The organism is Enterococcus sp. AZ067 (assembly GCF_051715005.1).
Lineage (GTDB): Bacteria > Bacillota > Bacilli > Lactobacillales > Enterococcaceae > Enterococcus_D > Enterococcus_D casseliflavus.
Genome location: NZ_JBIOSY010000001.1, coordinates 1,858,678 through 1,882,659 on the forward strand (window position 1 = coordinate 1,858,678; position 23,982 = coordinate 1,882,659).

At 41.2% G+C, this 23,982-nt stretch carries 23 protein-coding genes; 18 read left to right on the forward strand and 5 right to left on the reverse strand.

What is annotated here, in order from left to right; all coding sequences use genetic code 11:
- The first annotated feature begins 2 nt into the window (after window positions 1–2).
- The gene (locus IGI82_RS08750) at window positions 3–1,433 is read left to right on the forward strand and encodes an ATP-binding cassette domain-containing protein (RefSeq protein ID WP_271814888.1); all 1,431 of its coding nucleotides are present in this window, start codon (window positions 3–5) and stop codon (window positions 1,431–1,433) included.
- A gap of 103 nt (window positions 1,434–1,536) precedes the next feature.
- Entirely contained in the window at window positions 1,537–2,478 is a 942-nt protein-coding gene (locus IGI82_RS08755; RefSeq protein ID WP_060791900.1) for an ABC transporter ATP-binding protein, read from the forward strand.
- A 696-nt stretch (window positions 2,479–3,174) separates the two neighbouring features.
- Here IGI82_RS08755 and IGI82_RS08760 read toward each other — a convergent pair.
- A complete protein-coding gene (locus tag IGI82_RS08760) occupies window positions 3,175–4,164 on the reverse strand; it encodes an AraC family transcriptional regulator (RefSeq protein ID WP_438842056.1) in 990 nt (329 codons plus the stop codon).
- A 176-nt stretch (window positions 4,165–4,340) separates the two neighbouring features.
- Between IGI82_RS08760 and IGI82_RS08765 the strand changes: the two genes are divergently transcribed.
- From IGI82_RS08765 to IGI82_RS08780, 4 genes are all read left to right on the forward strand, one after another.
- Window positions 4,341–5,618 carry a PTS sugar transporter subunit IIC gene (locus IGI82_RS08765; protein WP_438842057.1) on the forward strand — a complete coding sequence of 426 codons (1,278 nt, stop codon included), beginning with the start codon at window positions 4,341–4,343 and terminating at the stop codon, window positions 5,616–5,618.
- A 73-nt stretch (window positions 5,619–5,691) separates the two neighbouring features.
- Complete coding sequence (locus tag IGI82_RS08770) at window positions 5,692–7,158, forward strand: glycoside hydrolase family 43 protein (RefSeq protein ID WP_438842058.1); 1,467 nt, start codon at window positions 5,692–5,694, stop codon at window positions 7,156–7,158.
- Window positions 7,159–7,183: 25 nt separating this feature from the next.
- Window positions 7,184–9,394: a beta-glucosidase BglX gene (gene bglX / locus IGI82_RS08775; protein ID WP_438842059.1), complete on the forward strand. Its 2,211-nt coding sequence runs from the start codon at window positions 7,184–7,186 to the stop codon at window positions 9,392–9,394.
- A 304-nt stretch (window positions 9,395–9,698) separates the two neighbouring features.
- Window positions 9,699–10,403 carry a flavodoxin gene (locus IGI82_RS08780; RefSeq protein ID WP_438842060.1) on the forward strand — a complete coding sequence of 235 codons (705 nt, stop codon included), beginning with the start codon at window positions 9,699–9,701 and terminating at the stop codon, window positions 10,401–10,403.
- A 211-nt stretch (window positions 10,404–10,614) separates the two neighbouring features.
- Here the strand turns inward: IGI82_RS08780 and IGI82_RS08785 are convergent, their stop codons facing one another.
- Complete coding sequence (locus IGI82_RS08785; RefSeq protein WP_086295347.1) at window positions 10,615–10,803, reverse strand: hypothetical protein; 189 nt, start codon at window positions 10,801–10,803, stop codon at window positions 10,615–10,617.
- Window positions 10,804–11,092: 289 nt separating this feature from the next.
- On the opposite strand from IGI82_RS08785, the gene IGI82_RS08790 reads away from it, so the two are divergent.
- From IGI82_RS08790 to IGI82_RS08805, 4 genes are all read left to right on the forward strand, one after another.
- Window positions 11,093–11,974, forward strand: coding sequence for a LysR family transcriptional regulator (locus IGI82_RS08790; protein ID WP_010748315.1), 882 nt, complete (start codon window positions 11,093–11,095; stop codon window positions 11,972–11,974).
- Between the two features lie 166 nt (window positions 11,975–12,140).
- On the forward strand, window positions 12,141–12,707 hold the full coding sequence (locus IGI82_RS08795; RefSeq protein WP_332282695.1) for a flavodoxin: 567 nt from the start codon (window positions 12,141–12,143) through the stop codon (window positions 12,705–12,707).
- Window positions 12,676–13,020 carry a carboxymuconolactone decarboxylase family protein gene (locus IGI82_RS08800; RefSeq protein ID WP_005226045.1) on the forward strand — a complete coding sequence of 115 codons (345 nt, stop codon included), beginning with the start codon at window positions 12,676–12,678 and terminating at the stop codon, window positions 13,018–13,020. The genes IGI82_RS08795 and IGI82_RS08800 overlap by 32 nt, the downstream gene beginning before the upstream one ends.
- On the forward strand, window positions 13,021–13,440 hold the full coding sequence (locus tag IGI82_RS08805) for a cupin domain-containing protein (protein WP_015509674.1): 420 nt from the start codon (window positions 13,021–13,023) through the stop codon (window positions 13,438–13,440).
- A gap of 213 nt (window positions 13,441–13,653) precedes the next feature.
- Here the strand turns inward: IGI82_RS08805 and IGI82_RS08810 are convergent, their stop codons facing one another.
- Complete coding sequence (locus IGI82_RS08810; protein ID WP_087627493.1) at window positions 13,654–14,508, reverse strand: LysR family transcriptional regulator; 855 nt, start codon at window positions 14,506–14,508, stop codon at window positions 13,654–13,656.
- A gap of 117 nt (window positions 14,509–14,625) precedes the next feature.
- On the opposite strand from IGI82_RS08810, the gene IGI82_RS08815 reads away from it, so the two are divergent.
- From IGI82_RS08815 to IGI82_RS08850, 8 genes are all read left to right on the forward strand, one after another.
- The gene (locus tag IGI82_RS08815; RefSeq protein ID WP_010748321.1) at window positions 14,626–15,540 is read left to right on the forward strand and encodes an ACP S-malonyltransferase; all 915 of its coding nucleotides are present in this window, start codon (window positions 14,626–14,628) and stop codon (window positions 15,538–15,540) included.
- Window positions 15,541–15,545: 5 nt separating this feature from the next.
- On the forward strand, window positions 15,546–17,192 hold the full coding sequence (gene mdcA, locus IGI82_RS08820; protein WP_438842061.1) for a malonate decarboxylase subunit alpha: 1,647 nt from the start codon (window positions 15,546–15,548) through the stop codon (window positions 17,190–17,192).
- Window positions 17,193–17,217: 25 nt separating this feature from the next.
- Window positions 17,218–17,517, forward strand: coding sequence for a malonate decarboxylase subunit delta (locus tag IGI82_RS08825; protein WP_005226050.1), 300 nt, complete (start codon window positions 17,218–17,220; stop codon window positions 17,515–17,517).
- On the forward strand, window positions 17,507–19,189 hold the full coding sequence (mdcD, locus tag IGI82_RS08830; protein ID WP_438842062.1) for a biotin-independent malonate decarboxylase subunit beta: 1,683 nt from the start codon (window positions 17,507–17,509) through the stop codon (window positions 19,187–19,189). Before IGI82_RS08825 ends, mdcD begins: the two co-directional genes overlap by 11 nt.
- A 3-nt stretch (window positions 19,190–19,192) precedes the next feature.
- Window positions 19,193–19,786, forward strand: a complete 594-nt coding sequence (locus IGI82_RS08835; protein WP_438842063.1) for a malonate decarboxylase holo-ACP synthase — start codon at window positions 19,193–19,195, stop codon at window positions 19,784–19,786.
- A gap of 24 nt (window positions 19,787–19,810) precedes the next feature.
- Entirely contained in the window at window positions 19,811–20,896 is a 1,086-nt protein-coding gene (locus IGI82_RS08840) for an acyltransferase family protein (protein WP_010748325.1), read from the forward strand.
- Between the two features lie 12 nt (window positions 20,897–20,908).
- A complete protein-coding gene (locus tag IGI82_RS08845) occupies window positions 20,909–21,766 on the forward strand; it encodes a triphosphoribosyl-dephospho-CoA synthase (RefSeq protein ID WP_438842064.1) in 858 nt (285 codons plus the stop codon).
- Between the two features lie 173 nt (window positions 21,767–21,939).
- Entirely contained in the window at window positions 21,940–22,983 is a 1,044-nt protein-coding gene (locus tag IGI82_RS08850) for an AI-2E family transporter (protein WP_087627497.1), read from the forward strand.
- A gap of 71 nt (window positions 22,984–23,054) precedes the next feature.
- Here IGI82_RS08850 and IGI82_RS08855 read toward each other — a convergent pair whose 3' ends face one another.
- Both IGI82_RS08855 and IGI82_RS08860 read right to left on the reverse strand, forming a co-directional pair.
- Window positions 23,055–23,531, reverse strand: coding sequence for a GNAT family N-acetyltransferase (locus IGI82_RS08855; protein WP_208788281.1), 477 nt, complete (start codon window positions 23,529–23,531; stop codon window positions 23,055–23,057).
- A 177-nt stretch (window positions 23,532–23,708) separates the two neighbouring features.
- Window positions 23,709–23,933: a hypothetical protein gene (locus IGI82_RS08860; RefSeq protein WP_005226057.1), complete on the reverse strand. Its 225-nt coding sequence runs from the start codon at window positions 23,931–23,933 to the stop codon at window positions 23,709–23,711.
- Window positions 23,934–23,982: the final 49 nt, after the last annotated feature.

The following is a 23,982-nucleotide window of genomic DNA, read 5'->3' on the forward strand; positions in this document are numbered from 1 at the left end:
TTATGGACACGATCATGCGCGTCAAGAATCTACAAAAGTATTTTCCTGTGAAGAAGAAAAACTTTTTTGGGGTGGGAAAAGACTATGTGAAAGCAAATAAAGATCTTACGATCGATATATATGAAGGAGAAACATTAGGCATCGTCGGTGAAAGTGGCTGTGGAAAATCGACCTTTGGACGCACGATTATTCAGCTCCAGCGACAAACCGGAGGCTCGACCCTTTACTATGGAGAGACGATCGAAGATTTCATGCCTCGTTACGTAAAAAAAGTCTATCAACAACTGCCACAAAAGATGAAACAGTTTACTGATTCTGTCAATGAGCTCCAGTCGATCGAATCAAAACTCGCTACTGATTCAGCTGCTGATGTAGAAGCAACAACGGAACGGTTGCGTCTAAAGAAAATCGCTTTTGAAAATGAATATGGCAATACCCTACGATTAGTCGGAGGCTTGATTTTGCATGATGATCTACAAAAGGTCAGTAAGCTTCTTTCGTCTCGTTACGAAGCTGCAGCAAAAGTTGCCGCTAGCAAGCGAGCGTTAACATTTAATCAGCAAAAACAAGCGATGAATGGGGCAGTGGATCAATCAGAGCTCATAAATTTGGAAAAAACGATCGCTGAACAACAAAATGACTTAGCAGCTATTGATAAGCAAGTCGCACAACTAAAAAAAGATGTCATGAACAAAAAAGATTTTTCATACTATGAAGAGCAGCTTGATTCTGGCATCGATCTAGCTGCTTTGACTCAAAAGGAATCAAGAGTTTTACGAAAAGACCTGCAAATTATCTTTCAGGACCCTTACTCCTCACTAGATCCACGGTTAACAGTGGGTGATATTATTGGAGAAGGTTTGTTGATACACAAATTTTTTGCTAGTAAAAAGGACCCAAACTATGAAACCTATATTCTTGATATCATGGAAAAATGCGGGTTAAAGAAAGAATTTATTCATCGCTATCCGCATCAATTTTCTGGTGGACAACGACAACGAATCGGGATTGCTCGTGCCTTAGCTTTAAAGCCCAAATTCATTGTTTGCGATGAAGCTGTTTCAGCGTTAGATGTTTCGATTCAGTCACAGATCATCAATTTGCTTCATGATTTGCGGGAAGAACTCAATTTGACTTACTTGTTTATCACCCATGATCTTGGAGTCGTAAAATTTATTTCTGATCGGATCGGTGTGATGTATTTTGGGCATCTTGTAGAATTAGCTTCAGCTGAGACGATTTTTTCTAACCCGATCCATCCGTACACACGGCAATTATTAAATGCCATTCCAACGCTAGACGAAGAGTATCGCCCATGGGCTCTTGATGAAACCCATCCTGATTTGGCATTCAACTATTCAAAAGAAACTGATGCTGATCCAGATTGGGTAGAAGTCGAGCCGAATCATTTTGTGAAGTGTACGCGAAAATAGTTTTTTTAGAACATAGAAATTGAAACATGGTTGATGAGTCAATCAATCGAACCATAAGCATGATACGATTGGTTTAATGGAAAAAAATCAAAAGGAGGTCCAGATGGATTTACTAGAAGTTGATAATCTGCATACGTATTTTGATACGAAACGGGGCACTGTCAAAGCTGTCAAAGGCGTTACTTTTTCATTAAAAAGAGGGAAGACATTAGGAATCGTTGGAGAAAGTGGGAGTGGCAAAAGTCAAACAGCCATGTCGATCCTTCAACTTTTTCAGCGAAATCAGTATATAGCGGAAGGGCAGATCCGTTTTGATGGAAAAAATATCCTCGAATTAAGCAAAAAAGAGCTTTTAAAAATTCGTGGAAATGATATTTCAATGATCTTTCAAGAGCCTATGACAAGTTTGAATCCGGTATTTACAATCAAAGCACAACTGACAGAAGCCTTGAAACTTCATCAGCACGTCGACAATAAGACGGCGACTTTACGGGCATATGAGCTGTTAGAAGCTGTCAAGATCACAGATCCTAAACGAGTAGCCAAGCAATATCCTCATCAGTTATCTGGAGGAATGAGTCAGCGAGTAATGATCGCAATGGCATTAGCCTGCAATCCGAAGCTATTGATTGCCGATGAACCGACTACCGCACTCGATGTGATCATCCAAGCAGAAATCCTTAAGTTAATGAATGAGTTAAAAGACAAGCTGGATACAAGTATTTTATTTATTACCCATGATTTGGGTGTCATTAGTAAAATGGCCGATGATGTGATCGTGATGCATGGGGGAAAAATCGTCGAGAGTGCCCCAATCAATGAGATATTCAAAAATGCTTACCATCCGTACACAAGGCGCTTACTTGCTGCATTTTTAAGAACCGACATTCGAAACAAGAAAACAGCGCCTGATGACTTTTACAGTAAGGAAAACAATGTCTTTGATTTCACCACATTTAAAACAGAAGAAACAGCGGACCCGGATTGGGTTCAGGTAGGAACAAATCATTTTGTCGCTGCTAATTTGAGAAAAATCGATAACTAAATGAAAAAGTCGTAAAACAAAATGAATTAACTGCTTATCTCGGCTCTTCAGTATATAAGCTTGAAAGAGAATGATATAACTGAAAATTTAGATCTCTTCTACATTTAGTGTTGGTAGAGAAAGACACAACTGAAAATTTAGTCAAAACCAGTTAGGCATAGTGCTTAACTGGTTTTAACGTCGATACTAAAAAAGCTTTGAACGAAGTAAAATCTTGCTCGAAAATAAAACAGGAAATGATATCATGCGTATAGTAAATTTCTCTCTTAAAAGTTTGCAAAATTGAGTTCAACAAGAGAATATCTGTTTTAAATCATGTTTCAACACTAGAAAATATCTATTAAATAATTGCATTTCGGATATGTTTACCCAAGAGGCAAAATCAGAATCCGTATACTGATTAAACTCTCAAAGATTCTACTCAATTACAGTCTTTTCAACGATCTCAAATACTAGGTGCTGCTGGAGTATATTTATGTTCTATTACAAGTATCGAATGAGAAATAGTATTGACTAGAATCATACAGTGAGGCACATTTTGCTCATTGAGCTTTTATTAAGTTAGAAGGTAGTTTATTCAAAAGGCAGGCCTGTCTTTTTTACCTTCTCAATAACTTTTAGGACTTCTGCATGGGAAGAATCATTTTTGAAAAAATAGAATAGGTTGCTTTAGTGGTAACTTGACTTTATGTTTTATTAAAAATGCAGCTTTCTTCTTGTACCAGGAGTAATGCCATATGTTTCTTTAAATTTTTGGTAAAAGAAATTAATATTCTCAAAGCCGACTTGCTGCGAAATATCAACGATATCCATGTCGGTTGAAAGTAAAAAACGATCTGCTGCCAAGATACGTTGATTGATTACAAGTTTTTTGTAAGAATAGCCGGTATGTTTTTTTAAAAGATTGGACAGATAATTGGGATTAAGGTTGAATTGTTCCGATAATTCTGTCAAAGTCAAATTTGCGTAATTTTTCTCGATGTATTTCAAAATTGGAACAATCGGGCTCTTTCGATATTGATCGGAACGATCCGTATAAGAATCTTGATAGATATTCACAAGATCCGAAATGATCAAACTCAACAATCCTTCACAAATGTCGGTATATGCTGTGGAACGATCAAACCATTCGCATAACAACTCTTTAAAAAAGAACTGTAGACGTGTCCTTGTTTCTGAAGCAAAATGAATAAATCGATCATGTTTCATTCCATGAGTGATGGCTTCAATAAAGAATGAAGTCAAAACGCTGTCCGAGGAAAAACGGTTGAAGAAATTTGCAGTTAAATAGTACTTGGGAATAATCAAATTAATGAGAATATCATCTTCGCCAAGCGGTTCAATCTTGTGAACAGTATTTGCATCCATCAGCAAAATTTGCCCTTCATACAGAAAATGTGGTTCATTGTTAATGATCTGCTGACATTTTCCAGCATACATATAGTTAAATTCAATCCAATCATGACAGTGAATAGGATAATTCTGAAAACGAGAATGTCGTTTTATAAAAAACGGCTGATCTTTAGTAATCATCTGTAAATCTGTCAGTTCCATACAAAGAACTTCTTGATCGTTAACAACTACTTTTTTAAAATCTGAATAGTCGGGTTTTAAATTGCCGTCACGGTAAGCTTCTTCATGATAAGAAACTTCACGGATCAAGTTGTCTAGCGCTAAATGGTCCATCGTTTTACTCCTTTTTTTCGATTTTAACAATCCGTTATCGAGTAGTCAAATCTGTGTTTTTGTTAAAAAGAAAACGTTTATTGATATTCGCGTCAGTAGAATAATTTGTTATATTGAAAACAAGTTGAAATTGAAGGCGCTATCAAATCAACAATAAATGATTGGAAGGAAATATTATGAAAGAAAAAATCACAGGTTATTTCGATAAATTAAGTCCTTTTTTTGATAAATTAGGCAACAATGCTTATTTAAAATCGATCTCCGGTGCGATGATGGGGACACTAGGTCCTATTTTGATCGGCTCGATCGCTGTTTTACTTCTAGTATTACCTAATAGTCTTCCAGCACTTTCATTTTTAGCTGGTTTCGCAAATGTTTTTAGCAAACTAAATCAAATAACTATTGGCTCGATGGCTGTTTATGTCGTGGTATTAATGGCTTATCATTTAGTGAAAAATCTACGTCCGTCAGAAGATGGTATTTCCGCTGCTATTATCGCATTGCTTAGTTTCTTTATCATTACCCCTCTAGGTACAACGACGGATGAAGTCAGCGCGATTCCAGCTACTTGGCTAAGTGCACAAGGAGTATTTTCCGCAATGATCGTTGGTTTGGTAAGTGGAAGAGTATATATTTGGCTGAAAGACAAAGGTTGGACGATCAAAATGCCAGCAGGTGTACCTCCTATGGTAACAAAAGTATTTGAATCAATTTTGCCTACGGTTCTTATCAGTGTGCTCTTCATTGTATTAAATTCACTCTTTGAAGCAACCAGCTTCGGCCACATGCATCAGTTTGTTTACAGTATCATACAAGAACCGCTTCAAGGGATCGGAGGATCAATCAGTGCAGTCATTCTGATCTCACTGATTCAACAGGTTTTGTGGTTTTTCGGTATTCATGGAACAAATGTCGTTATGCCGATCGTTCAAGCCCTGTGGATGGCAATGGACGTCGAGAACTTAAACGCTGTTGCGGCAGGCCAAACACCGCCAAACATTACTGGCTATGCATTCTTTATGATCATAACTTGGAGCGGTATGGGCTTAGGATTAGCATTATTAATGCTGCGAGCGAAAAGCAAGCAGTATCGAGAAACAGGGAAAGTCGCAATTGTTCCAGCTCTTTTCGGAATCACTGAACCATTGATTTTTGGTACGCCTTTGGTATTAAACTTTAAATTAGCGGTACCATTCATTACCAATAATAGCATTGCTTTAATTTTAGCTTATGTTTTAACACGTTTTGGATTTGTCGCTCGTTTTACTGGTGTTACTGCCATTTTCGGTTTACCAATTGGGTTCCATGCAGCTGTTCAAGGGAAACTATCGATTATCATTCTACAGTTGTTCATTCAACTGATTTTGTCACCGATATTATGGTATCCGTGGTTTAAAAAGCTGGATAAAGAAACCTATCAATTGGAACAAGCCGCATTGAAGGAGAAAGTGTAAACTCGATGAAGAAAGCGGCTAGTGTCGCTTTCTTCTTTTTACATGTGGCACTAAAAGAGAAAAGAGGAGCACAATGAAGTATACCAATCCAATTATCAAAGGATTTCATCCTGATCCGAGTATCTGTTTCGATGGGAAATCCTACTATATAGTCTGTTCAAGTTTTGAATTTTTTCCTTGTCTGCCGATTTTTGAAAGCCAGGATCTGCTCAATTGGCATTTTAAGCAGTATGCGATTGATTGTCCGGATCATATCAATCTGAAAGAAATCAGCAACTCGATGGGACTTTTTGCCCCAACGATCCGCTTCTTTGAGGAAACATATTTTCTTGTATGTACAAATGTCACCCAAGGGAATTTCATCTGCCATACGAAAAACCTTGACCATGGTTGGTCTGATCCAATCTGGATCGATTGTCCTTTTGGGATCGATCCCTCAATTTCATTTATTGATGGCCGATTTTTCTTCCAACTTGCTGCATCAATGAAAGGGAAAAACAGCATTCTACAATTTGAAATCGATCCTTACAGCGGGAAAATGCTGACAGATCCGGTAGAAATCAGCCAAGGTTGCGGTGGACGCGACGCAGAAGCACCGCATTTATTCAAGAAAGACGAATGGTACTATCTTGTATTGGCAGAAGGTGGCACAAGAGAAGGCCATATGGTAACGATTCAAAGAAGCAAATCAATCAATGGTCCGTATGAAGGAGCTAATACGAATCCTATCCTCTCTAATAGAGATATCAAATCGAGGCTTCAAGCCGTAGGGCACGCAGATTTCTTTCAAGACAAAAAAGGTTCTTGGTGGCTGACAGCTCTTGCGACTAGGCCCAACCGTCATTTCACCCTGCTTGGTCGTGAAACGATTTTATTACCTGTAGAGTGGATAGATGGTTGGCCAGTCGTCAATCAGACAGGGAATGCATCGGTTGAAGTTGAAACAGATCGTTTTTCAAAAAGCGTTAAGCAGCGGAATGAACTAGTACCTTTTCTCTGCAAGAAGTTGCAGAGTGTACGTTTGCCAATTGATTATACGTATGATACTGATTTGATCATTGATAACTTACCGACTCGTTTAGGAACTTCTAAGGACGAGCCCATTGCCTTTTTGTCCTTATGTCAAGCTGATACTACCTGCTGCTTTGAAACCACTTTGATGGTCGACGAATGTCAGGAGGGGACTTTTGGTATAGCAATCTACAAGGATGACTTGCATTTTTGCCAATTTGGATTGCGAAAAACAAAACACCAAACAGAACTTTTTGGCAGGAAAAACATCTTTGATTTACTTCTGTATCGATCCAATAATTTAAAAGATAGAGAGCGGTTGACTCTGAAATTGTCTGGAGACAGCAACAGCTACCACCTGCTGATTTTAGATGAAACGAATACAGTAGTGTTCAAAGATCAAATCGCTGTACGTCATTTTACAAATGAATGTTCTGACTCAAAATTTACCGGTGTCCAGTTAGGAGTCTTTGCAGAAGCAGCTACAGGAAAGACTCGATTCATCACACCAGAAATAAGATATCAATAGAAAAAACTATGCGAGGAGTATTAATATGAAAAATCAAACACTGGTACAATTAGTCAACCAACTGACCTTAGACGAAAAAATCGGCCAATTGGTGCAGTTATCTGGAGAATTCTTTCACGGAAGCGATTTGTCTTTGGGTCCTCAGCAAAAACTTGGCATCGAACAACAAACCATCGATGTTGTCGGTTCGGTATTAAACGTCACAGGTGCCCATGTAACTCGAAAGATTCAAACAGACTACTTAAGAAAAAGTCGACACAAAATCCCACTATTGTTCATGGCAGATATCATCTATGGATACCGAACAGTCTTTCCGATCCCTCTGGGATTGGGAGCAACATGGAATCCAGCATTGATTCAAAGCGCCTATCAAGCCGCAGCACAAGAAGCAAGAGCGGCTGGCGCACACGTAACATATGCACCAATGGTCGACTTAGTACGCGATGCTCGATGGGGGCGATGCTTGGAGTCGACAGGAGAGGATCCGCTGTTAAATGCTGATTTTGCGAAAGCAATGGTAGAAGGCATTCAGCAAGAAAAAGGGGGAACACTGCTCGGAATCGCTGCCTGTGTTAAACATTTTGCTGCTTATGGTGCAGCAGAAGGAGGACGAGATTATAATACAGTTGATATGAGCGAACGCAAACTGCGTCAAGACTACTTAAGCGGCTATAAAGCGGCTGTCGAGGCAGGATGCAAACTAGTCATGACTTCTTTTAACACGTATGATGGTATTCCCGCTACTGCTAATCAATTTTTGATCAAACAAATTTTAAGAGAAGAATGGCAGTTTGATGGAGTCGTTATTTCGGATTATGCAGCTGTTCAAGAATTAATTCCTCATGGGATTGCTACGGATGATCGAGAAGCGGCCAAATTAGCGATCGAAGCAACAAATGACATCGATATGAAAACCCGATGTTATGCGAAAGAGCTTCGTCCGCTGCTGGAAAGTGGTGCGATCGATCAGCGGTTGATCGATGACGCTGTGTATCATGTCTTGAAACTTAAAAAGGATTTAGGGCTGTTTGAAGATCCCTTCCGTGGCAGTTCAGAAGAAGTAGAAGCTCAAATACTCTTATCCGAAGAGAACCGGAAACTTGCACGAAAAGTTGCCTCCGAAGCGATCGTTTTATTGCAGAATAAGCAAGAGGTACTTCCTCTTACTCCAAAAAAAGAGAAAATATTACTCGTTGGTCCATATGGTGACAACCAAGCAATGATTGGTTTATGGGCAGTACACGGAAAAACAGAGGATGTCACAACATTAAAAACGGCGCTCCAAAATACAGTGTCGGAAAAATATGTTCATTACGAACCAGGTTGTCCGCTTTTAGAAGATGATTCTATACTTGGAGACTTTGGCTATACTGCCAGTGGCAACTCCTCATCAGCTGCACAGCAAGATCTTTGGCTGAAAGAAGCGTTGAAAGCTGGCACTGAGGCAGACATTATTCTTTTTGCTATGGGGGAACACAGTTTGCAAAGTGGGGAAGCTGGCAGTCGAACGGACCTTCATTTACCAGCTGTTCAAAGAGCTTTTATTAAAAAAATGACCGCTCTTGGTAAAAAAAATATCTTGATCAATTTCAGTGGTCGCCCACTGGTGTTAAAAGAAGAAACAAAACAAATGGATGCAATATTACAGGCATGGTTTCCCGGTACAGAAGGAGCACAAGCAATCGTTGACATACTTTTTGGGAAGGTCAATCCTTCTGGTCGTTTAAGTATGAGCTTCCCAGAAGATGTAGGGCAGCTGCCACTTTACTACAATCACTTCAATACTGGAAGACCATTGAACAGCAAGACACATACAGGACGTTTCGTTTCGAAGTATCTGGATTGCTCAAACGAGCCGCTCTTTCCATTTGGTTATGGTTTGAGTTTTGGGGAAGCATCATACCATTCGTTAAAATTGAGTGATTCAACCATGAATGAAACGTTGGAAGCTGAAATTACGATCCGCAACAATTCTGCTTACTCCAGATTGGAGACAGTCCAGCTTTATATCAGAGATCACGTTGGATCGGTAGTTAGGCCAGTGAAAGAATTAAAAAAATATAAAAAAATTCCGTTGTCTCCATACGAAGAAATAACCGTTTTGTTCACGATAACTAAAGAAGATCTTTTTTACTATCAAAAAGATCTGACTTTTGGCGTCGAACCTGGATTGTTTACTTTATTTATTGGGAAAAATTCTGCAGAAGGTGAAGCAGCGACTTTCGAACTTCTATGAATATATGGTCATTTTCTGACACGAAACGCTTTCTGATCCTTTAACTACTTCTAACATTTCAAACAAGGTACTGTTTTCATTAGGTATTACCTTGTAAAAATATAGATCACGAGGAAAAATGAAAGATAAGACAGGGGAGAGCCGTAAAGCTACGCTTAATGTTTTAAGGCTTCTTATAATGTGCTGATTCTGTGAGAGAAAGGGAAAGGAAACCCTAAAAATCTTTTTTTGCCTTGCCTTAAAGTCCACTTCAAGAATTATACTGGAACTACCATTTTTGATGGTAAAAGAAAGGAGCAATTCAATGAACAAATGGACAAAAGGACTTTTTCTGACAATGCTTTTTCTAACAGGATGTAGCAGTGATTCAATGAATGACGAGCCAGACATTGGTACAACAGAAACAAGTACTAGTGACACCATTACGCAACAAATGAGAGAAACAGGGATTGATGGGGATGCCGATATTTTGATCGCCTACTTCACAAGACCAGAAAATTTAGAGCATGAACCAGCAGTCGAAGCAGTTTCTGGAAGTAGTTTTAATGTAATCGATGACACCTTAGTAGGAGATGTCCAGGTGATAGCAGAAATGATTGCTGAACAGACCGGCGGTGCGTTGTTCTCGATTCAAACAGAAGTAGGTTACCCTAACGTTTACGATGAACATACAGCTTTTGCGACTAGAGAGGTGGAAGAAGATGCCCGACCAACGTTGATGACTGACGTTGCCGAAATGACTGAAGTGGATGTTCTCTTTATCGGCTTTCCCGTTTGGTGGAACCGTGCCCCAAGAGCCGTTTTAACATTTCTTGAAACCTATGATCTTACGGATAAACAAATCATTCCTTTTGCAACCCATGGGGGAAGTGGATTGACCAATAGTCAAAATGAACTTCAAACGTTGTATCCAGCGTATGACTTTCTTGAAGGCTTTGTAGCAAGAGCGGGAAGTGTTGAAGAGGCTGAACCGAATCTGTTGAATTGGCTCGATCAACTAGGATATTAGCAAAATTCAAGTTTAGTAGCCGTTTCTCAATTGGCTACATGTTCATGATGTACCACAAATCGAAATAATCATAATATAATTATGGTAAACTAGTGCGGTTGATTTATGAATCATTTGAGATGAGTTGATGGATTAGAAGCAAGAGCTTCCACTTATTCCCGAGAAGAGTCAATTTTTCCAATTTATTCGTTCTAGGTTGACTACAATCGTGTTATTTAGGATAAGAAAGGTAGATCATGACCAAAGAGACGATTAATAGAATCACACCAATAACCGACAATGGCAATACAGGACCATTCCACGGACGTTTGTTCAGCAACGCACGCACTCTAAAGATGAATCCTCCAAGTCCGAGTAAAGCGATCGCTACACAAAATAAAAGAATTGATAAATTTAACATCATATTCCTCCAAATCATTGTATGAGGACTCATACCAAGATACTCATACATCCTACGCCAAAAGCCGTAAAAAGCAAGCAGCTGACAAAACTGTTCGTTTAAGCGAACAGTTTTTACATGTTGTTGACGAATCTTTTTACAATTCTGCAATTTCCTACGCTTTTTTAGCTAGATTCGCTGGAACAGTGATTCTTTGTTATCATAAGAATTGATAAGAAGACTGGAGAGGGAGGTTCTCTTTTGTTTCGAACACCTTGAATGCAAAAGAAAAAAATGAGGAGGAGATTTTGTGGAAATTCGGTTATTAAAATATTTCTACACGATTGCGGAGGAAGGGACGATTTCTCAAGCTGCAGAAGTGCTCCACATCACACAACCGACATTGAGTCGACAATTAAAAGAATTAGAAGACGAGTTAGGGACGGCACTATTCACTCGTGATAATCGTAAAATGGTTTTAACGGAAGCGGGACGTTTTTTAAAAAGCCGTGCGGAAGAGATTTTGAGTTTGACAGACCAGACAATGCAAGCGTTTGAAGATCGTAAAAAACATTTATTTAGCGGTCACTTCACGATTGGTTGTGTGGAAGCAGATAATTCCGATACGCTTTCCTTGATGTTGGAAGAATTTATCAATGATTATCCGGATGTTCGCTTTCATATTCATAGTGGTACCGGAGATGATATCAGCGATCGTCTAGAGAAAGGCTTGTTGGATCTAGCGATCTTGATCGAACCGATTGAAATCGAGAAGTATGAAAAAATCGTTCTTCCACGAAAAGAAACATGGGGCTTTTTGACTTCGGCTGATTCTTTTCTTGCGCATAAAGAAGAAATTACACCCGAAGACATCAAAGGTGTGCCTTTATTGATCTCCAAGCGTCCAGAAGTACAGCAAATGTTCAGCCAATGGTCGAAGACACCAGTGGAAGAGTTGCCGATCGTGGGTACCTACAATTTAATATTCAATGTCTTTTCCTTAGTAGAAAACCATGTTGGTTCGGCACTGACTGTTAGTGGCGCTGTTGGTCAGCGAAGGAATGAGGCAATCAAGTTTCTGCCTTTAGTACCACAAATCGAGACCAGCTGTGTATTGGTTTGGAAAAAGAATCGTGTACTGTCTCCAGTCGTTATCGAGTTTATTCGACGATTTCGCGATTCCTTTCAATAGTCTCAGTGTAAACATCAAAAGAAGCGGTGATATCCGCTTCTTTTTTGTATATCGAAACCAGCTATGCTTTGTAAGCATAAGGTCTTGTGTGAAAAAGCATTAGCCAATCCAACTCGATTGGCTTACCATTAAATCTATCAGGAAATAAAGAGTAGGAGGTGACACAATGGCGGCAATACTTGTTTGTTCACGAGCTGGTGAAAATCTGATTGAGGGACAGCTCAAAAAACTGGGCATAGGAAATACGCAGATTCTAGCAGAGAAGCTGTCAGAGCAGCTGCAATGCCCCCTTTATACTCTTGACCCTGTGGAACCTTATCCTGAAAGTTATCGGGCGATGGTCGAACATGCAAAAAAAGAAAAAGCTGCTAATGATTTTCCCTGCTATCAAACAGTACCGTCTGCGTTTTTTAAAGAACGGATACTATTTGTTGGATTTCCCAACTGGTGGGGGACCTATCCGATGATCGTGGCGAGTTTTTTAAAAGACCATCATTTCGATGGGAAGATTATTTTTCCCTTTTGTACTCATGAAGGCTCAGGATTCGGCAATAGCCTAGAAGACTTTAAAAAAACTTGTCCTGAAGCCCTCATTTATCCTGGATTAGCCATCCGTGGTTCACGAGTGAATAAGGCGGATACTGCCATTCAAAATTGGGTGAGCCAGCATTTTATCACAATAGAAGAAGGAGTCGATCGATATGGTAAAGAAACAAACTGCAGGAAGAGATAATCTAGGGACATTTGCGCCGAAATTTGCGCAATTAAATGATGATGTGTTATTTGGTGAAGTTTGGTCACGTGAGGAAGAATTGGCTCCTCATACAAGAAGTTTATTAACGATATCTGCCTTGATTTCGGGTGGCAATTTTGAACAATTGACTGCCCATTTGACGATTGGCAAAGAAAACGGGATCACTGTAGAGGAAATTGCAGAAGTAATCACTCATCTGGCTTTCTATGTTGGCTGGCCCAAAGCTTGGTCTGCTTTTAACATCGCCAAAACGGTTTATCAAGAAGAGCTAGCTGAATTGGAGGAAAAATAAATGTCAGAACTCGATGCAGCAAAAGAAGCTGGAATCTTTTCATTAGGGAACACAAATGACGCCTATGCACAATATTTTAGCGGTCAGAGTTACTTGAATCCTTTAGTAGCTGATCCAGCGATTCCAGTCAACGTTGGCAATGTGACTTTTGAACCAGGTTGCCGCAACAATTGGCATCGGCATATTGATGGTGGGTATCAATTGTTGTTGGTGACTTCAGGAGAAGGCTGGTACCAAGAAGCAGGCAAGAAACCGCAAAAACTTACTGTTGGTGATGTCGTAGTCATCAAGGAAGGGGTCAAACATTGGCATGGTGCATCAAAAAATAGTTGGTTTGCCCATGTAGCGATTACTGCTGGTGCTTCAGAATGGTTAGAAGCAGTCAGTGATGAAGAATACGATCAATTGCTCGATGCATAAGCGATGATAAGGCAGCCGTACTGGAAGGCGTGTAACAAATCTTATGGGGTCTCATCTGACTGGGGCAGCCAATAGTGTGGCGAGTCAAAAGAGATCGGAGTGATCAATGTGAATGAATGTACGGTCGAGCCGATGATTCAACCTTTGTAAATAGGAGAGAAAAAAGAAGCGTCCACTTGCACAGCTAACGTGCGAATGGACGCTTCTTTTTGTTTAGCCAAGATAAAATTCAATCAACGTTTTTGCAATTAGTTTTGTCATGGGATGACCTTTAGTAAAGCTTGATGCTAAATAAATGGTCCTTGATAAGGGGAAATCTGCTAGTTCACGTAAAACGAAAGGCGCCTGATCTTCATAGCCCCAAGTAATTTTAGGAAAGAACGTGATTCCTAGTCCTTGATTGATAAGGGAGCGCAGTGTCGCTGGATCGTCCGTCGTTGAACCGATAGCCAAACTGATTTTTTTTGCTTCAAAAGTTTCGTCGATGGTTCTACGCAGCGGGCTGTTTTCAACCAGCATCAGCAAAGGCACGTGTTGGATATCGGCAACTTGCAAGTCTTTTTTTTCTGCCAAGGGATGCTTTTGGGGGATCGCCAGTAAGATGGGTTCCGTGAATATTGGCAGATTGGTCAAGCCGTTCTTTGGCTCAGAGGTAATGTAGAAGGCTTGTTCTTTGTTGGTCTCCTTACTGCCGTGCTGCTTGATCGAAAGTTGGATCTCAGGGTGCTTTTCAACGAATGTCGCCACCAAGTTGGGCAAGGAAACAGAAGCGACTTCAGAGTAAATCGTCACTGCAGGGACCATTTCTCCATTTAAGGCTTGGATCGCACTCATTCCTTCGTCGAAACGTGCTAACGTCTCAACGACATAGGGATAAAATTCTTCAGCATACATCGTCAACTCGATATGCCGACCGGCATGATAGAACAAAGGAACGCCTAGTTCACTTTCTAGGTGTTTCATGGCACGGCTCAAGGCAGGTTGTGAGATGTATAATTCTTGTGCAGATTGGGTAATATTTTTCGATTCGGCTACTTTTTTAAAGTAGCGTAAATGATCAAGGTTCATCAGATACTCCTCTTTCCATACCTTTTGGTTATGGATATTCACGAAACTGGTATTTTTTATTATAACAAACTTCCGTTATTATGACACAGGAAAGAGAAATTGTTTAGGAGGTGTTTCATGAGTACAGGTTTCTTATACCCAGGACAAGGCAGTCAGACCAGCAAGATGCTTGAGGACGTGCCTGCCAGTTATTTCCATCGGCTAGAACAGGCGACAGGCTTTGATTTACACCCTGTATCGGGGGATCTCAAACAAGATACCGTCTCTATTCAGTTGGCCCTTTTAGTAAAAGCGGCTTTTTACACGGACCAGATGAAAGCATCTGGTGTGCAACCTCAGCTTGTGGCGGGGCATTCGATTGGCGCTTTTTCCGCTGCGTTAGCTTGTGAAAGCTTGAGTTTCGAAAATGCCGCTAGCTTGGTCTATCATCGGGCGACATTGATGAAAGAAGCCTATCCGACTGATTATGCCATGGGGGTACTGGTTGGTGTAACGAGAAGTGAAGCAGAAGCGCTCGTGGCAAAAACATTTGATCCTGCTGCTCCCGTCTATTTATCAAATGAAAATTGCCCCATGCAGCATACGATCTCTGGTCATATCAAAGGCTTGCGCAAGACGCTAGCTCAAGCGAAAGATTATCATGCGCAAACCGCCAAACTTTTAGCAGTGCCTGTCCCGTCCCATTGTGTGTTGATGGCAGAACCCGTGAAACGGTTTGCGCCATTTATGAACACGGTATTCCTTGATGTGCCTATCTGTCCGTACCTCAAAAATACGGATGGTCGGATGACCATGAACCCTGAAGAGATCCGTCGAGATTTGTTGCAAAATATTGCTTATCCGGTGCAGTGGAACAAGATCATGGATGTTGCCTACGAAGCAGGACTTGATTTGGCTCTTGAATTTCCTCCTGGCAATACCCTAACAAAACTGATCCAAGCAAAATTTGGTGAAAACAAAGCGATCCGTGTGATCAATTTGGATCAACATGGCTTGGATGATGCTTTATTCCTATATCAAAAATGGAGATGAATAGAATGGAAAAACCTGCAAGAAACTGGGCAAGTAAACGTGAAAAGAAGGCCCAAACCATGAAAAAAATCGAGCATCTTCTCGATGGAAAATATGTCCCAACGGAAGCGATCATTGAAGTCTTAGAACAGTTGATCCGTCCGGGAGACAAAGTGGTCCTTGAAGGCGACAATCAAAAACAAGCAAGCTTCCTATCAAAAAGCTTAGAACAAGTCGATGCTCAAAAAGTCAATAATTTGCATATGATCATGTCGAGTATCTCCCGTCCAGAACATTTGACGATATTTGAAAAAGGCATTGCAGCGAAAATCGATTTTTCTTATGCAGGCGCACAAAGTACGCGCGTTGCCCAAATGATTGAAGACAAAACTATGAAATTAGGGGACATTCATACGTATTTGGAATTATATGGTCGCTTATTTATCGACTTGATTCCGAATGTGGTCCTTGTGGCGGCGGACAAAGCCGATCGCCAAGGAAATCTTTATACAGGTTACAATACGGAAGAAACGCCAACGATCGTCGAAGCAGCAGCCTTTAAAGATGGGATTGTGATCGTCCAAGTTAATGAAGTGGTCGATCGTTTGCCGCGGGTCGACATTCCCAGCGATTGGATCGATGTCGTCGTGGTAGCAGACCAACCGTATCAATTAGAAGCCCTCTTTACGAGAGATCCACAGAACATTACGGAATTACAAATTTTGATGGCGATGATGGCATTAAAAGGAATCTATGCAGAACATGAAGTACAATCGTTGAATCATGGGATCGGTTTTAACACCGCTGCGATCGAGTTACTTTTACCAACCTATGGAGAAACGCTTGGAATCAAAGGAAAAGTAGCGAAAAACTGGGTCTTGAATCCTCATCCAACGATGATTCCAGCTATCGAATCTGGTTGGGTCGAAAGCATCCACAGTTTTGGTGGGGAAGTTGGTATGGAAAAATATATTGCCGCTCGACCCGATGTATTCTTTGTCGGAAAAGACGGCACGATGCGCAGCAATCGAGCATTATCACAAACTGCAGGTCAATATGCCATCGATATGTTTATCGGTTCGACCTTACAACTAGATTATCATGGAAATTCTTCTACAGTGACGAAAGGCCGCTTATCTGGGTTTGGTGGTGCACCAAATATGGGGCATAATCCGGGGGGCCGTCGGCATTCGACTCCAGCTTGGCAATCCTTGCGGGATGAAACAGATCCTTTAGCAAAAGGACAAAAATTAGTCGTTCAAATGGTTGAAACGTATGGGTCCAATAAAAAACCTGTTTTTGTAGAAACGTTAGATGCGTTGGCTGTCCAAAAGCAAGCTGGTTTAGCCAATGCCCCAATTATGATCTATAGCGAAGATACGACGCATATCGTGACAGAAGAAGGCATCGCTTATCTTTATAAAGCAAAATCAAAAGAGGAAAAACAAGCAGCCATCGCAGCCATCGGCGGTGTAACTCCACTAGGAATGACCAGCACAAAAGCTTCTCTGGATGCCTTGCGCAAAGCGGGGATCGTGAAATTACCAGAAGACTTAGGGATCAAACGCAGTGATGCCAAACGATCATTGCTAGCAGCTCAAACCGTTGATGATTTGATCGAATGGTCCGATGGGTTGTACGAACCGCCAATGAAATTCAGAACGTGGTCTTAATAAGAGCAAGAGGAGAGAAGAAGAGATGGAAAAATTAGCTTATACGTATCAAACAACGAAACCAGTCACCAAAAAAGTCCATGTTGGCGTGGTGGGTTCTGGTGACTTGGAAATTCTGCTTTTTCCAACAGACAAACAAGAAACCACCGTTTCAGTTTGCACAGGAAGTGACGGCTTTGGCGATGTGTGGCAAAATGTCTTGACGCGTTTTTTTGAGCGCTATCCAATCAGTGCGCAAATAGTGATCAACGACTTTGGCGCCACTCCCGGTGTGGTTTACCTACGATTAACCCAAGCAATGGAGGAACTAGCAGATGAAGAATAGTTTTGTAGAATTAAATGCTCGAGAACGGGTGCACGCCTTATTGGATGCCAAGAGCGGTCGTGAATTGATCGATCCATTCGACCAAATGATCGCACCCAATCTGGTGGCTCAAGACATCGTGCCACAAAGCGATGATGGGATCGTTGTGTGTCGTGGAACGATTTCTGGAGAAAACGTAGTCGTGATCGCTATGGAAGGGAAATTCCAAGGTGGCGGGATCGGTGAAGTTTCTGGTGCTAAAATCATCGCTGCATTGACGCATGTGTTGGAAGAAAACCAAAAGGGCAATCCGATCACACCGATCATCATCCTCGATACTGGTGGGGTACGCCTCCAAGAAGCGAATTACGGCTTATTGTCGATCGCAGAAATCGGCAATTTGATCGTTGCAATAAAATCGTATGTGCCAGTGATTGGTTTAGTGCCAGGTCGGGTGGGTTCTTTTGGCGGTATGTCGATTACCTCAGCACTTATGAGTTACTTGATAGCGACGAAGAAAGCCCGTATCGGTTTGAACGGTCCTGAAGTCATCGAGCAAGAAGCTGGCGTGAGAGAATTTGATTCCAGTGATAAAGATTTGATTTGGAATACCATTGGCGCCAAACAACGTTTGGAAGCACAGATGATCGATGAACTAGTGACTGACAGTGTCGAATCGATCCAAGAAGCTGTGATTGCGGCGATGGTTGAAAAGAAAGACAGTCATCGCAGCGAAAAAAGTGGTTTTTATCTTTCTCTTTTAAACAAACTTGATCTATCAAAACCGCTGGCTATCGAGGCATTCAATAAGGCTATTGCAGCGCATAAAGCAACTGAAGTGGCACCTATTACTGTAACAGAAGGCCAAGAAGCTGCTGCTGACAGTATCGGTTATCATTGGTTTTCAGCATTGACGAATCTGCAGTTCCCAACCTCAACTAGTGCAACAGTCTATGCAGCTGCATCTGACCTTTTTACTGAAGAAGTCGTTGTTACAGCAATCGTGCCAAACCCAAATAATCCGATGTATCGGGTACGCAATGGAGAAGTTGGTTTAGTCGAAGGGTACGAGATGGGCCATCTGTTAGAAACTGTTTATCACGAAGACAAAGATAAAGCAATCAAACGGCCAATCGTTGCGGTCATCGATGTCCCTAGCCAAGCGTATGGCTATAATGAAGAATTGATTGGTATTCATGCAGCTTTAGCAAATAGTGCGGCAGCTTATGCCAAACTACGCCAAGCGGGTCATCCAGTGATCGGTTTTATCGCTGGTAATGCGATCTCTGGGGCTTTCTTAGCGCATGGCTTGCAATCAAGTCGTCTGATCGCATTAAATAGTGAAAAGATCACTGTTCAAGCAATGTCAAAAGAAAGTGCAAGTCGGGTCACCAAACGGTCGATTGCCGCGATTGAAGCCGCTGCGGAAAAAGTACCAAGTATTGCTTATGATATCAAAAATTATACGAAACTTGGGGCAATCTTCACTTTCTTATCCTCCATTACGGATCAGTCTGTCACCTCTGAAAGCAAAGCGACTGTAATCGAAGCGATCAATGAGGCGATTGATGATGTGCGTAAAACGAATGACACGATGTTGACCAGTCGCTACACCAATCCGATCGCTAAAAAGAGCGGCCGGCTGGAAACGAATAACGTATTTGAAAAAATGAATGCAGAATGGAATGAGTAACGAATGAACCGTGCCCACGATATCGTTCAATTAGATAAAGAAGTTCTTGATATGATTGATATTCCCAAATGGTTTTCTGAAAAAGAACAGCTTTTTGCGACCGTCCGTCGTGGGAAACCCCGTAACCCCAGCTATTTACCAGTGGGGTTGCGCGGGGAAAAGCGGCAAGAACGGTTTGCCTTTGAGGCACCCTGCAACATGATCAAACGAACGATCCATCCTTGGGAATTGATCACTCGTGAGAGCTTTCGATTCAATGAAGTAGCCAATTATCCAGTTTACCGCAACTATCAACAAGCACGGCTTTTATTGAAGCACTATTCTTGGGGAATCGGTGGCAGCTTGGGTTTTGAATTGGCTGCAAAACAGGCAGCAATCAAGCCGACCAGTGATTTAGATCTGTTGCTTTATGCCGACACGAAAGAAAAGCTGCCACTGGAACTATTGGAAAAGCATGCAGCCTTTTTTCAACAAATCGATGTTCAAGTTATCACAAAACAAGGCGGGTTTGCCTTAAAGGAGTATTTGGAACATCCATCAAAAAAAATCTTAGTAAAAACAGACGAAGGGCCAAAACTCACCACTGAGATTTGGTAATTATTAGAAAAGTGAGCGAAAAACATGTTTGAGAACAACGATTTAAAAATCAACATCAGTGATTTCCAAAAAGTATTTGCCGTGACAGCAGTAATGATGCAAACGATTTTGACTTTTGCCTTATCCAATACCCAAGATGAAAAGACTGCAGCATTCATCGGTACCTTTTATGTCTTGGTGAAATTTACCGCACCCCTGTTTATTTTTGCTATTGTTTATAACATGGTTAAGACAAGTCAACATCTGTCTTATCTAGAATTTTTGAAAGAAAAGTTTTTTGAACTTGTCGTGCCATATGTGCTTTGGACGACGGCTTATTTATGGCTGTTTCCCGCTGTCCAACAAGGAAAACCTTATACTGATACAGCAACGTTTTTACTGAAATATGTGACGGGGGATGCGGCGCCACACTTGTGGTATACGATCATGATGCTGCAGATCCAATTGTTGATGCCGTTTTTTGTCTGGTTAGGTTACAAAGTGTTGACGAAGAAAAAAGCTGTTTGGCCAGTATTGATCGTCGCAACTGCTTTGTATGTCGCTTGGTATGTGTTTTACGATCGCCAAGTTTTTGAAGGACCGCATCATGAAAGCTGGTATTTATTGGATCGGTTTGTCTTTAGCTTTGTGATCTATGGGATCTATGGCGAAGCCGCTTTGATTTATCACGAAACCGTCTATCGCTTCCTATACAAGATTCGCTATGCTTTCTTGCCAGTGGGCTTAGCATTAGGGCTATTATCTGCCAATCATCTGCTACATTATGCAGGTGATCTAAGTTTCGCTCATGCACCGTATTTAAATACATTGCAAAGCTTATATAGCTTAGTATTGATTTTTGCAGTCTTTATGTTTGGATCAACCATGATCAAAAACAATGCCCCACAGTTAGGGACGTTTAAGTGGCTGTCTACTTATGCGTATCGAACCTATCTTGCCAATGTTTTTGTCTTTCAAGTCTTGTTGCTATGCTTCAAAGATTTGTTGCTGCAACTGCCAATGGGCATCATGATCATCGTCGCTTATTTGGCAACTGCCAGCTGTGGTTTTTTAACAAGCTATGTTTTGCATGTTTTATGGGTAACGATCAAAGGTCAAATCAAAAACTAGAGGAGGAGTTGGATGTTTGCATTAGCTGTAGAAGAAAATTGTCGACGACTCGCCCAATTGGTAGAAGAAGCCTTGATTGCAGAAGTGACATTGTCCCCAAAACCTGGATTGGTGGATGCCATTGATTCAGGTGCCCATCACGATATGGATCAAGCACTCTTTCTGCGATCAGCTCGAGCATTGACGCCATACTTTGAAGAAATGGCCTTGGTGTCTTGGGGAAGCAGCATGTCTCAAGAGTTGCGGGAAGCAATCGCTTCAATCGGTCGGAAGGCAGAACAGGCGATGTTGGCAGCCACTGGTGGCATCAACACTCATAAAGGAGCCATCTGGGCATTAGGCTTGCTCATCAGCGCCGTCAGTAGCCAACTTAGTCGCAAACAGCGGATTTTTTTACCAGAAGTCTTTTCTGACATCCAGCTTCTCACTGCATTTCCTGATCGTGCGCTGATTCAACAAACAGAAAGTCATGGCAAAACTGTTCAAGCCAAATATGGACATCTCGGTGCGTATGGGGAAGCTGCTGCTGGGTTCCCTCATGTTCAAATCGCTCTAGCAGATTATTTTTCTCGGGATTGTTCCAATGAGACCAAAAAAAGGCTCCACATGCTGTTGGCGATCATCGCTACGCTGGACGATACGTGTATTTTATACCGCAGCAATCAAGAGGTACTGGCACTGGTTCAGCAACTCGCACAAAAAGCCAATCAGCAAGCGTTGCCGAACCCAGCATTTCATGCACTAGCAGCCTTCTGCCAGTCAGAAAATGTGTCTCCAGGCGGCAGTGCTGATCTGTTGGCTGCCAGCTTCTTTTTATTGTCCATCAACTCGGTTTTACCCGTAAACGAAGGAAAGACCGTTTACCAATAACTCTTTTCCTTAGAAGAAAGGCAACGATTCTTCTAAGGATTTTTTTGTTTCATTTTTTCGCTCGATTAAGAAAAATAAAATCTCTTGCTATTTGCATAGTTTAATGATTAGATAATTCTTAGGCACTACTGAAATGCTTCGTTGCTCCATTGCAACGAATAAAGGAGTTACAGATGAAATACTATAATGCTTTTCTTCAAAATCTTGTGTTGCGGCGCTGGACGGTCCTGTTTATGCTTGCGGGCATTCTTTTTTTGTTTCGCAGTCTGATGACCATTCTTTTGCTGACCTTTATCTTTACGTATCTGATTTATCGGCTGGTTCTTTTGCTCCATCGAAAAAGCCATCTGCCCATCAAGCTTACGAGCATCCTGACCTACAGCTTGATTGTTTTTGTTCTTTATTTAGTAGCAACAAATTATGTACCCATCATCATCAAACAATCCGTCCAATTAGTCAATTCCGTTGCTGATTTCTACCAACGGACAGACTCCAATAATGAATTGATCGAATATGTCTTGAATTTATTGCAGACCAGCGAATACATCCAGAAATTACAAAGCGGCGTTCTAGTCGTGATCAATTATCTGTATAATTTCGGTGAGTTGGCGTTGACTGTGCTGATCTCCTTTCTGCTTAGCTTCTTCTTTATGATCGATAACAAAAAGACCGTTGCGTTTTCTCGGCTGTTTTTGCAAGGGCGAGGGGCGTGGTTCTTTGAAGATGTTTACTATTTAGGAGCTAAGTTTACGCGGGCTTTCGGAAATGTGATCGAGACGCAGTTGGTGATCGCCTTAGTCAATACAGCGATCACTGTTTTCGCCTTAGCGGTGATGGGCTTTCCGCAGCTGTTGAGTTTGGCGTTGATGATTTTCTTTCTCAGCTTGATTCCTGTTGCTGGTGTGATCATCTCGTGTATTCCATTGACGTTTATTGCCTATTCTATCGGCGGATTTAATGACGTGATCTACATTCTATTGATCATAGTGTTTGTTCATGCGTTGGAATCCTATATCTTAAATCCGCGCTTGATGGCTAATAAAACAGAGATCCCGATGTTTTACACGTTTATTCTCCTGTATCTTAGCGAACATCTCTTTGGCTTGTGGGGATTGATCATCGGGATCCCATTGTTCACTTTCTTTTTAGATTTAATGAATGTGAAAGAGATTCCGCGATTGCGTAAAAAATCCGATGACACCTTGCAGGACCAATAAAAATGATTGCTGTAAAGGATGGCAATTGATAGAAAAAACCATCTCTGCCGATGAAAGGCGAGATGGCTTTTTTATTTCGCAGCAATTTTTTTCGTAAAGGAGACAAAGCAGATTGCTGAAGAGGGGCTTTGAAACATCCCTGTTGCTGAATACCCTAACGAGTGATAAAAGTGAACCAGCTTAGGTTCTTGCAGGATCGTATTCAAACGTAACGTATCTGTTTGAACGAGCCTTTCAATCAAGGTCATTGCTTGTCTACCGATCCCGCGGTTCTCGTAGGAGGGAAGAAGGGCGATGGAAGATAGCTTCGTCGTATGTTCCTGCTCAACCGTCAGTTTTATAAAGCCCACGGTTTTCTGAGCGGTCATGATTAAATAATAAGTGGTATTCGACGCCGAAAACTTTGCGTTTAGCTTCTCGAAACTTTGTAAATAGGGAGAAGTTTCTTTGTCTTGATAACGGAGAAAGAGTGGTTTGAAGGCCGCTTTTTGTATCAAGTAGATTGAAAGCAGATCGGAAAGCTTCGCTTCTTTAAGCTGAATGAGCATGCACACCTCCATAAAAAATCAGACATCATTTATTGAAAGACATTGATTCGGCTTAGCAGATCCTGATGGAAAAGCCATCGATTAGCAGTCTTTCATTGGTTCGTTTCTGTTTTGATCCTTCCCTCAACCACAGCTTCACAAACGAAGAGATCCGCAGAGGTTCGTGCCGTTGTTGTTTTATTGAAAAAGATCATTTATCGATGTAACCAAATCGTCATAGGTTTGACCGGTAGCGATTGCATAAACGGAAAGCAAAAAGACGAGGGCTGCTGCCAGCACGTAAAAAATACGGAGGCGATAGCCGTCACCTGTCCGGCGATTTTTTACAAAAGTAAAAACCGTCACAGCTAGATAAGCGAAGGTCAATAAACAAATAAGATACGTTATAATTTCTGGAGTCATAAGCGTTTTCCTTTCTTTTTTTAATTGTATAAAAATATACTCAATAAAT

What these genes read in the sequence shown, in the direction of transcription:
- IGI82_RS08750 (WP_271814888.1), top strand. Translation starts at nt 3, where the DNA reads ATGGACACGATCATGCGCGTCAAGAATCTACAAAAGTATTTTCCTGTG.
- IGI82_RS08755 (WP_060791900.1), top strand. Translation starts at nt 1,537, where the DNA reads ATGGATTTACTAGAAGTTGATAATCTGCATACGTATTTTGATACGAAA.
- IGI82_RS08760 (WP_438842056.1), bottom strand. Translation starts at nt 4,164, where the DNA reads ATGGACCATTTAGCGCTAGACAACTTGATCCGTGAAGTTTCTTATCAT.
- IGI82_RS08765 (WP_438842057.1), top strand. Translation starts at nt 4,341, where the DNA reads ATGAAAGAAAAAATCACAGGTTATTTCGATAAATTAAGTCCTTTTTTT.
- IGI82_RS08770 (WP_438842058.1), top strand. Translation starts at nt 5,692, where the DNA reads ATGAAGTATACCAATCCAATTATCAAAGGATTTCATCCTGATCCGAGT.
- bglX (WP_438842059.1), top strand. Translation starts at nt 7,184, where the DNA reads ATGAAAAATCAAACACTGGTACAATTAGTCAACCAACTGACCTTAGAC.
- IGI82_RS08780 (WP_438842060.1), top strand. Translation starts at nt 9,699, where the DNA reads ATGAACAAATGGACAAAAGGACTTTTTCTGACAATGCTTTTTCTAACA.
- IGI82_RS08785 (WP_086295347.1), bottom strand. Translation starts at nt 10,803, where the DNA reads ATGTTAAATTTATCAATTCTTTTATTTTGTGTAGCGATCGCTTTACTC.
- IGI82_RS08795 (WP_332282695.1), top strand. Translation starts at nt 12,141, where the DNA reads ATGGCGGCAATACTTGTTTGTTCACGAGCTGGTGAAAATCTGATTGAG.
- IGI82_RS08800 (WP_005226045.1), top strand. Translation starts at nt 12,676, where the DNA reads ATGGTAAAGAAACAAACTGCAGGAAGAGATAATCTAGGGACATTTGCG.
- IGI82_RS08805 (WP_015509674.1), top strand. Translation starts at nt 13,021, where the DNA reads ATGTCAGAACTCGATGCAGCAAAAGAAGCTGGAATCTTTTCATTAGGG.
- IGI82_RS08810 (WP_087627493.1), bottom strand. Translation starts at nt 14,508, where the DNA reads ATGAACCTTGATCATTTACGCTACTTTAAAAAAGTAGCCGAATCGAAA.
- IGI82_RS08815 (WP_010748321.1), top strand. Translation starts at nt 14,626, where the DNA reads ATGAGTACAGGTTTCTTATACCCAGGACAAGGCAGTCAGACCAGCAAG.
- mdcA (WP_438842061.1), top strand. Translation starts at nt 15,546, where the DNA reads ATGGAAAAACCTGCAAGAAACTGGGCAAGTAAACGTGAAAAGAAGGCC.
- IGI82_RS08825 (WP_005226050.1), top strand. Translation starts at nt 17,218, where the DNA reads ATGGAAAAATTAGCTTATACGTATCAAACAACGAAACCAGTCACCAAA.
- mdcD (WP_438842062.1), top strand. Translation starts at nt 17,507, where the DNA reads ATGAAGAATAGTTTTGTAGAATTAAATGCTCGAGAACGGGTGCACGCC.
- IGI82_RS08835 (WP_438842063.1), top strand. Translation starts at nt 19,193, where the DNA reads ATGAACCGTGCCCACGATATCGTTCAATTAGATAAAGAAGTTCTTGAT.
- IGI82_RS08840 (WP_010748325.1), top strand. Translation starts at nt 19,811, where the DNA reads ATGTTTGAGAACAACGATTTAAAAATCAACATCAGTGATTTCCAAAAA.
- IGI82_RS08845 (WP_438842064.1), top strand. Translation starts at nt 20,909, where the DNA reads ATGTTTGCATTAGCTGTAGAAGAAAATTGTCGACGACTCGCCCAATTG.
- IGI82_RS08850 (WP_087627497.1), top strand. Translation starts at nt 21,940, where the DNA reads ATGAAATACTATAATGCTTTTCTTCAAAATCTTGTGTTGCGGCGCTGG.
- IGI82_RS08855 (WP_208788281.1), bottom strand. Translation starts at nt 23,531, where the DNA reads ATGCTCATTCAGCTTAAAGAAGCGAAGCTTTCCGATCTGCTTTCAATC.
- IGI82_RS08860 (WP_005226057.1), bottom strand. Translation starts at nt 23,933, where the DNA reads ATGACTCCAGAAATTATAACGTATCTTATTTGTTTATTGACCTTCGCT.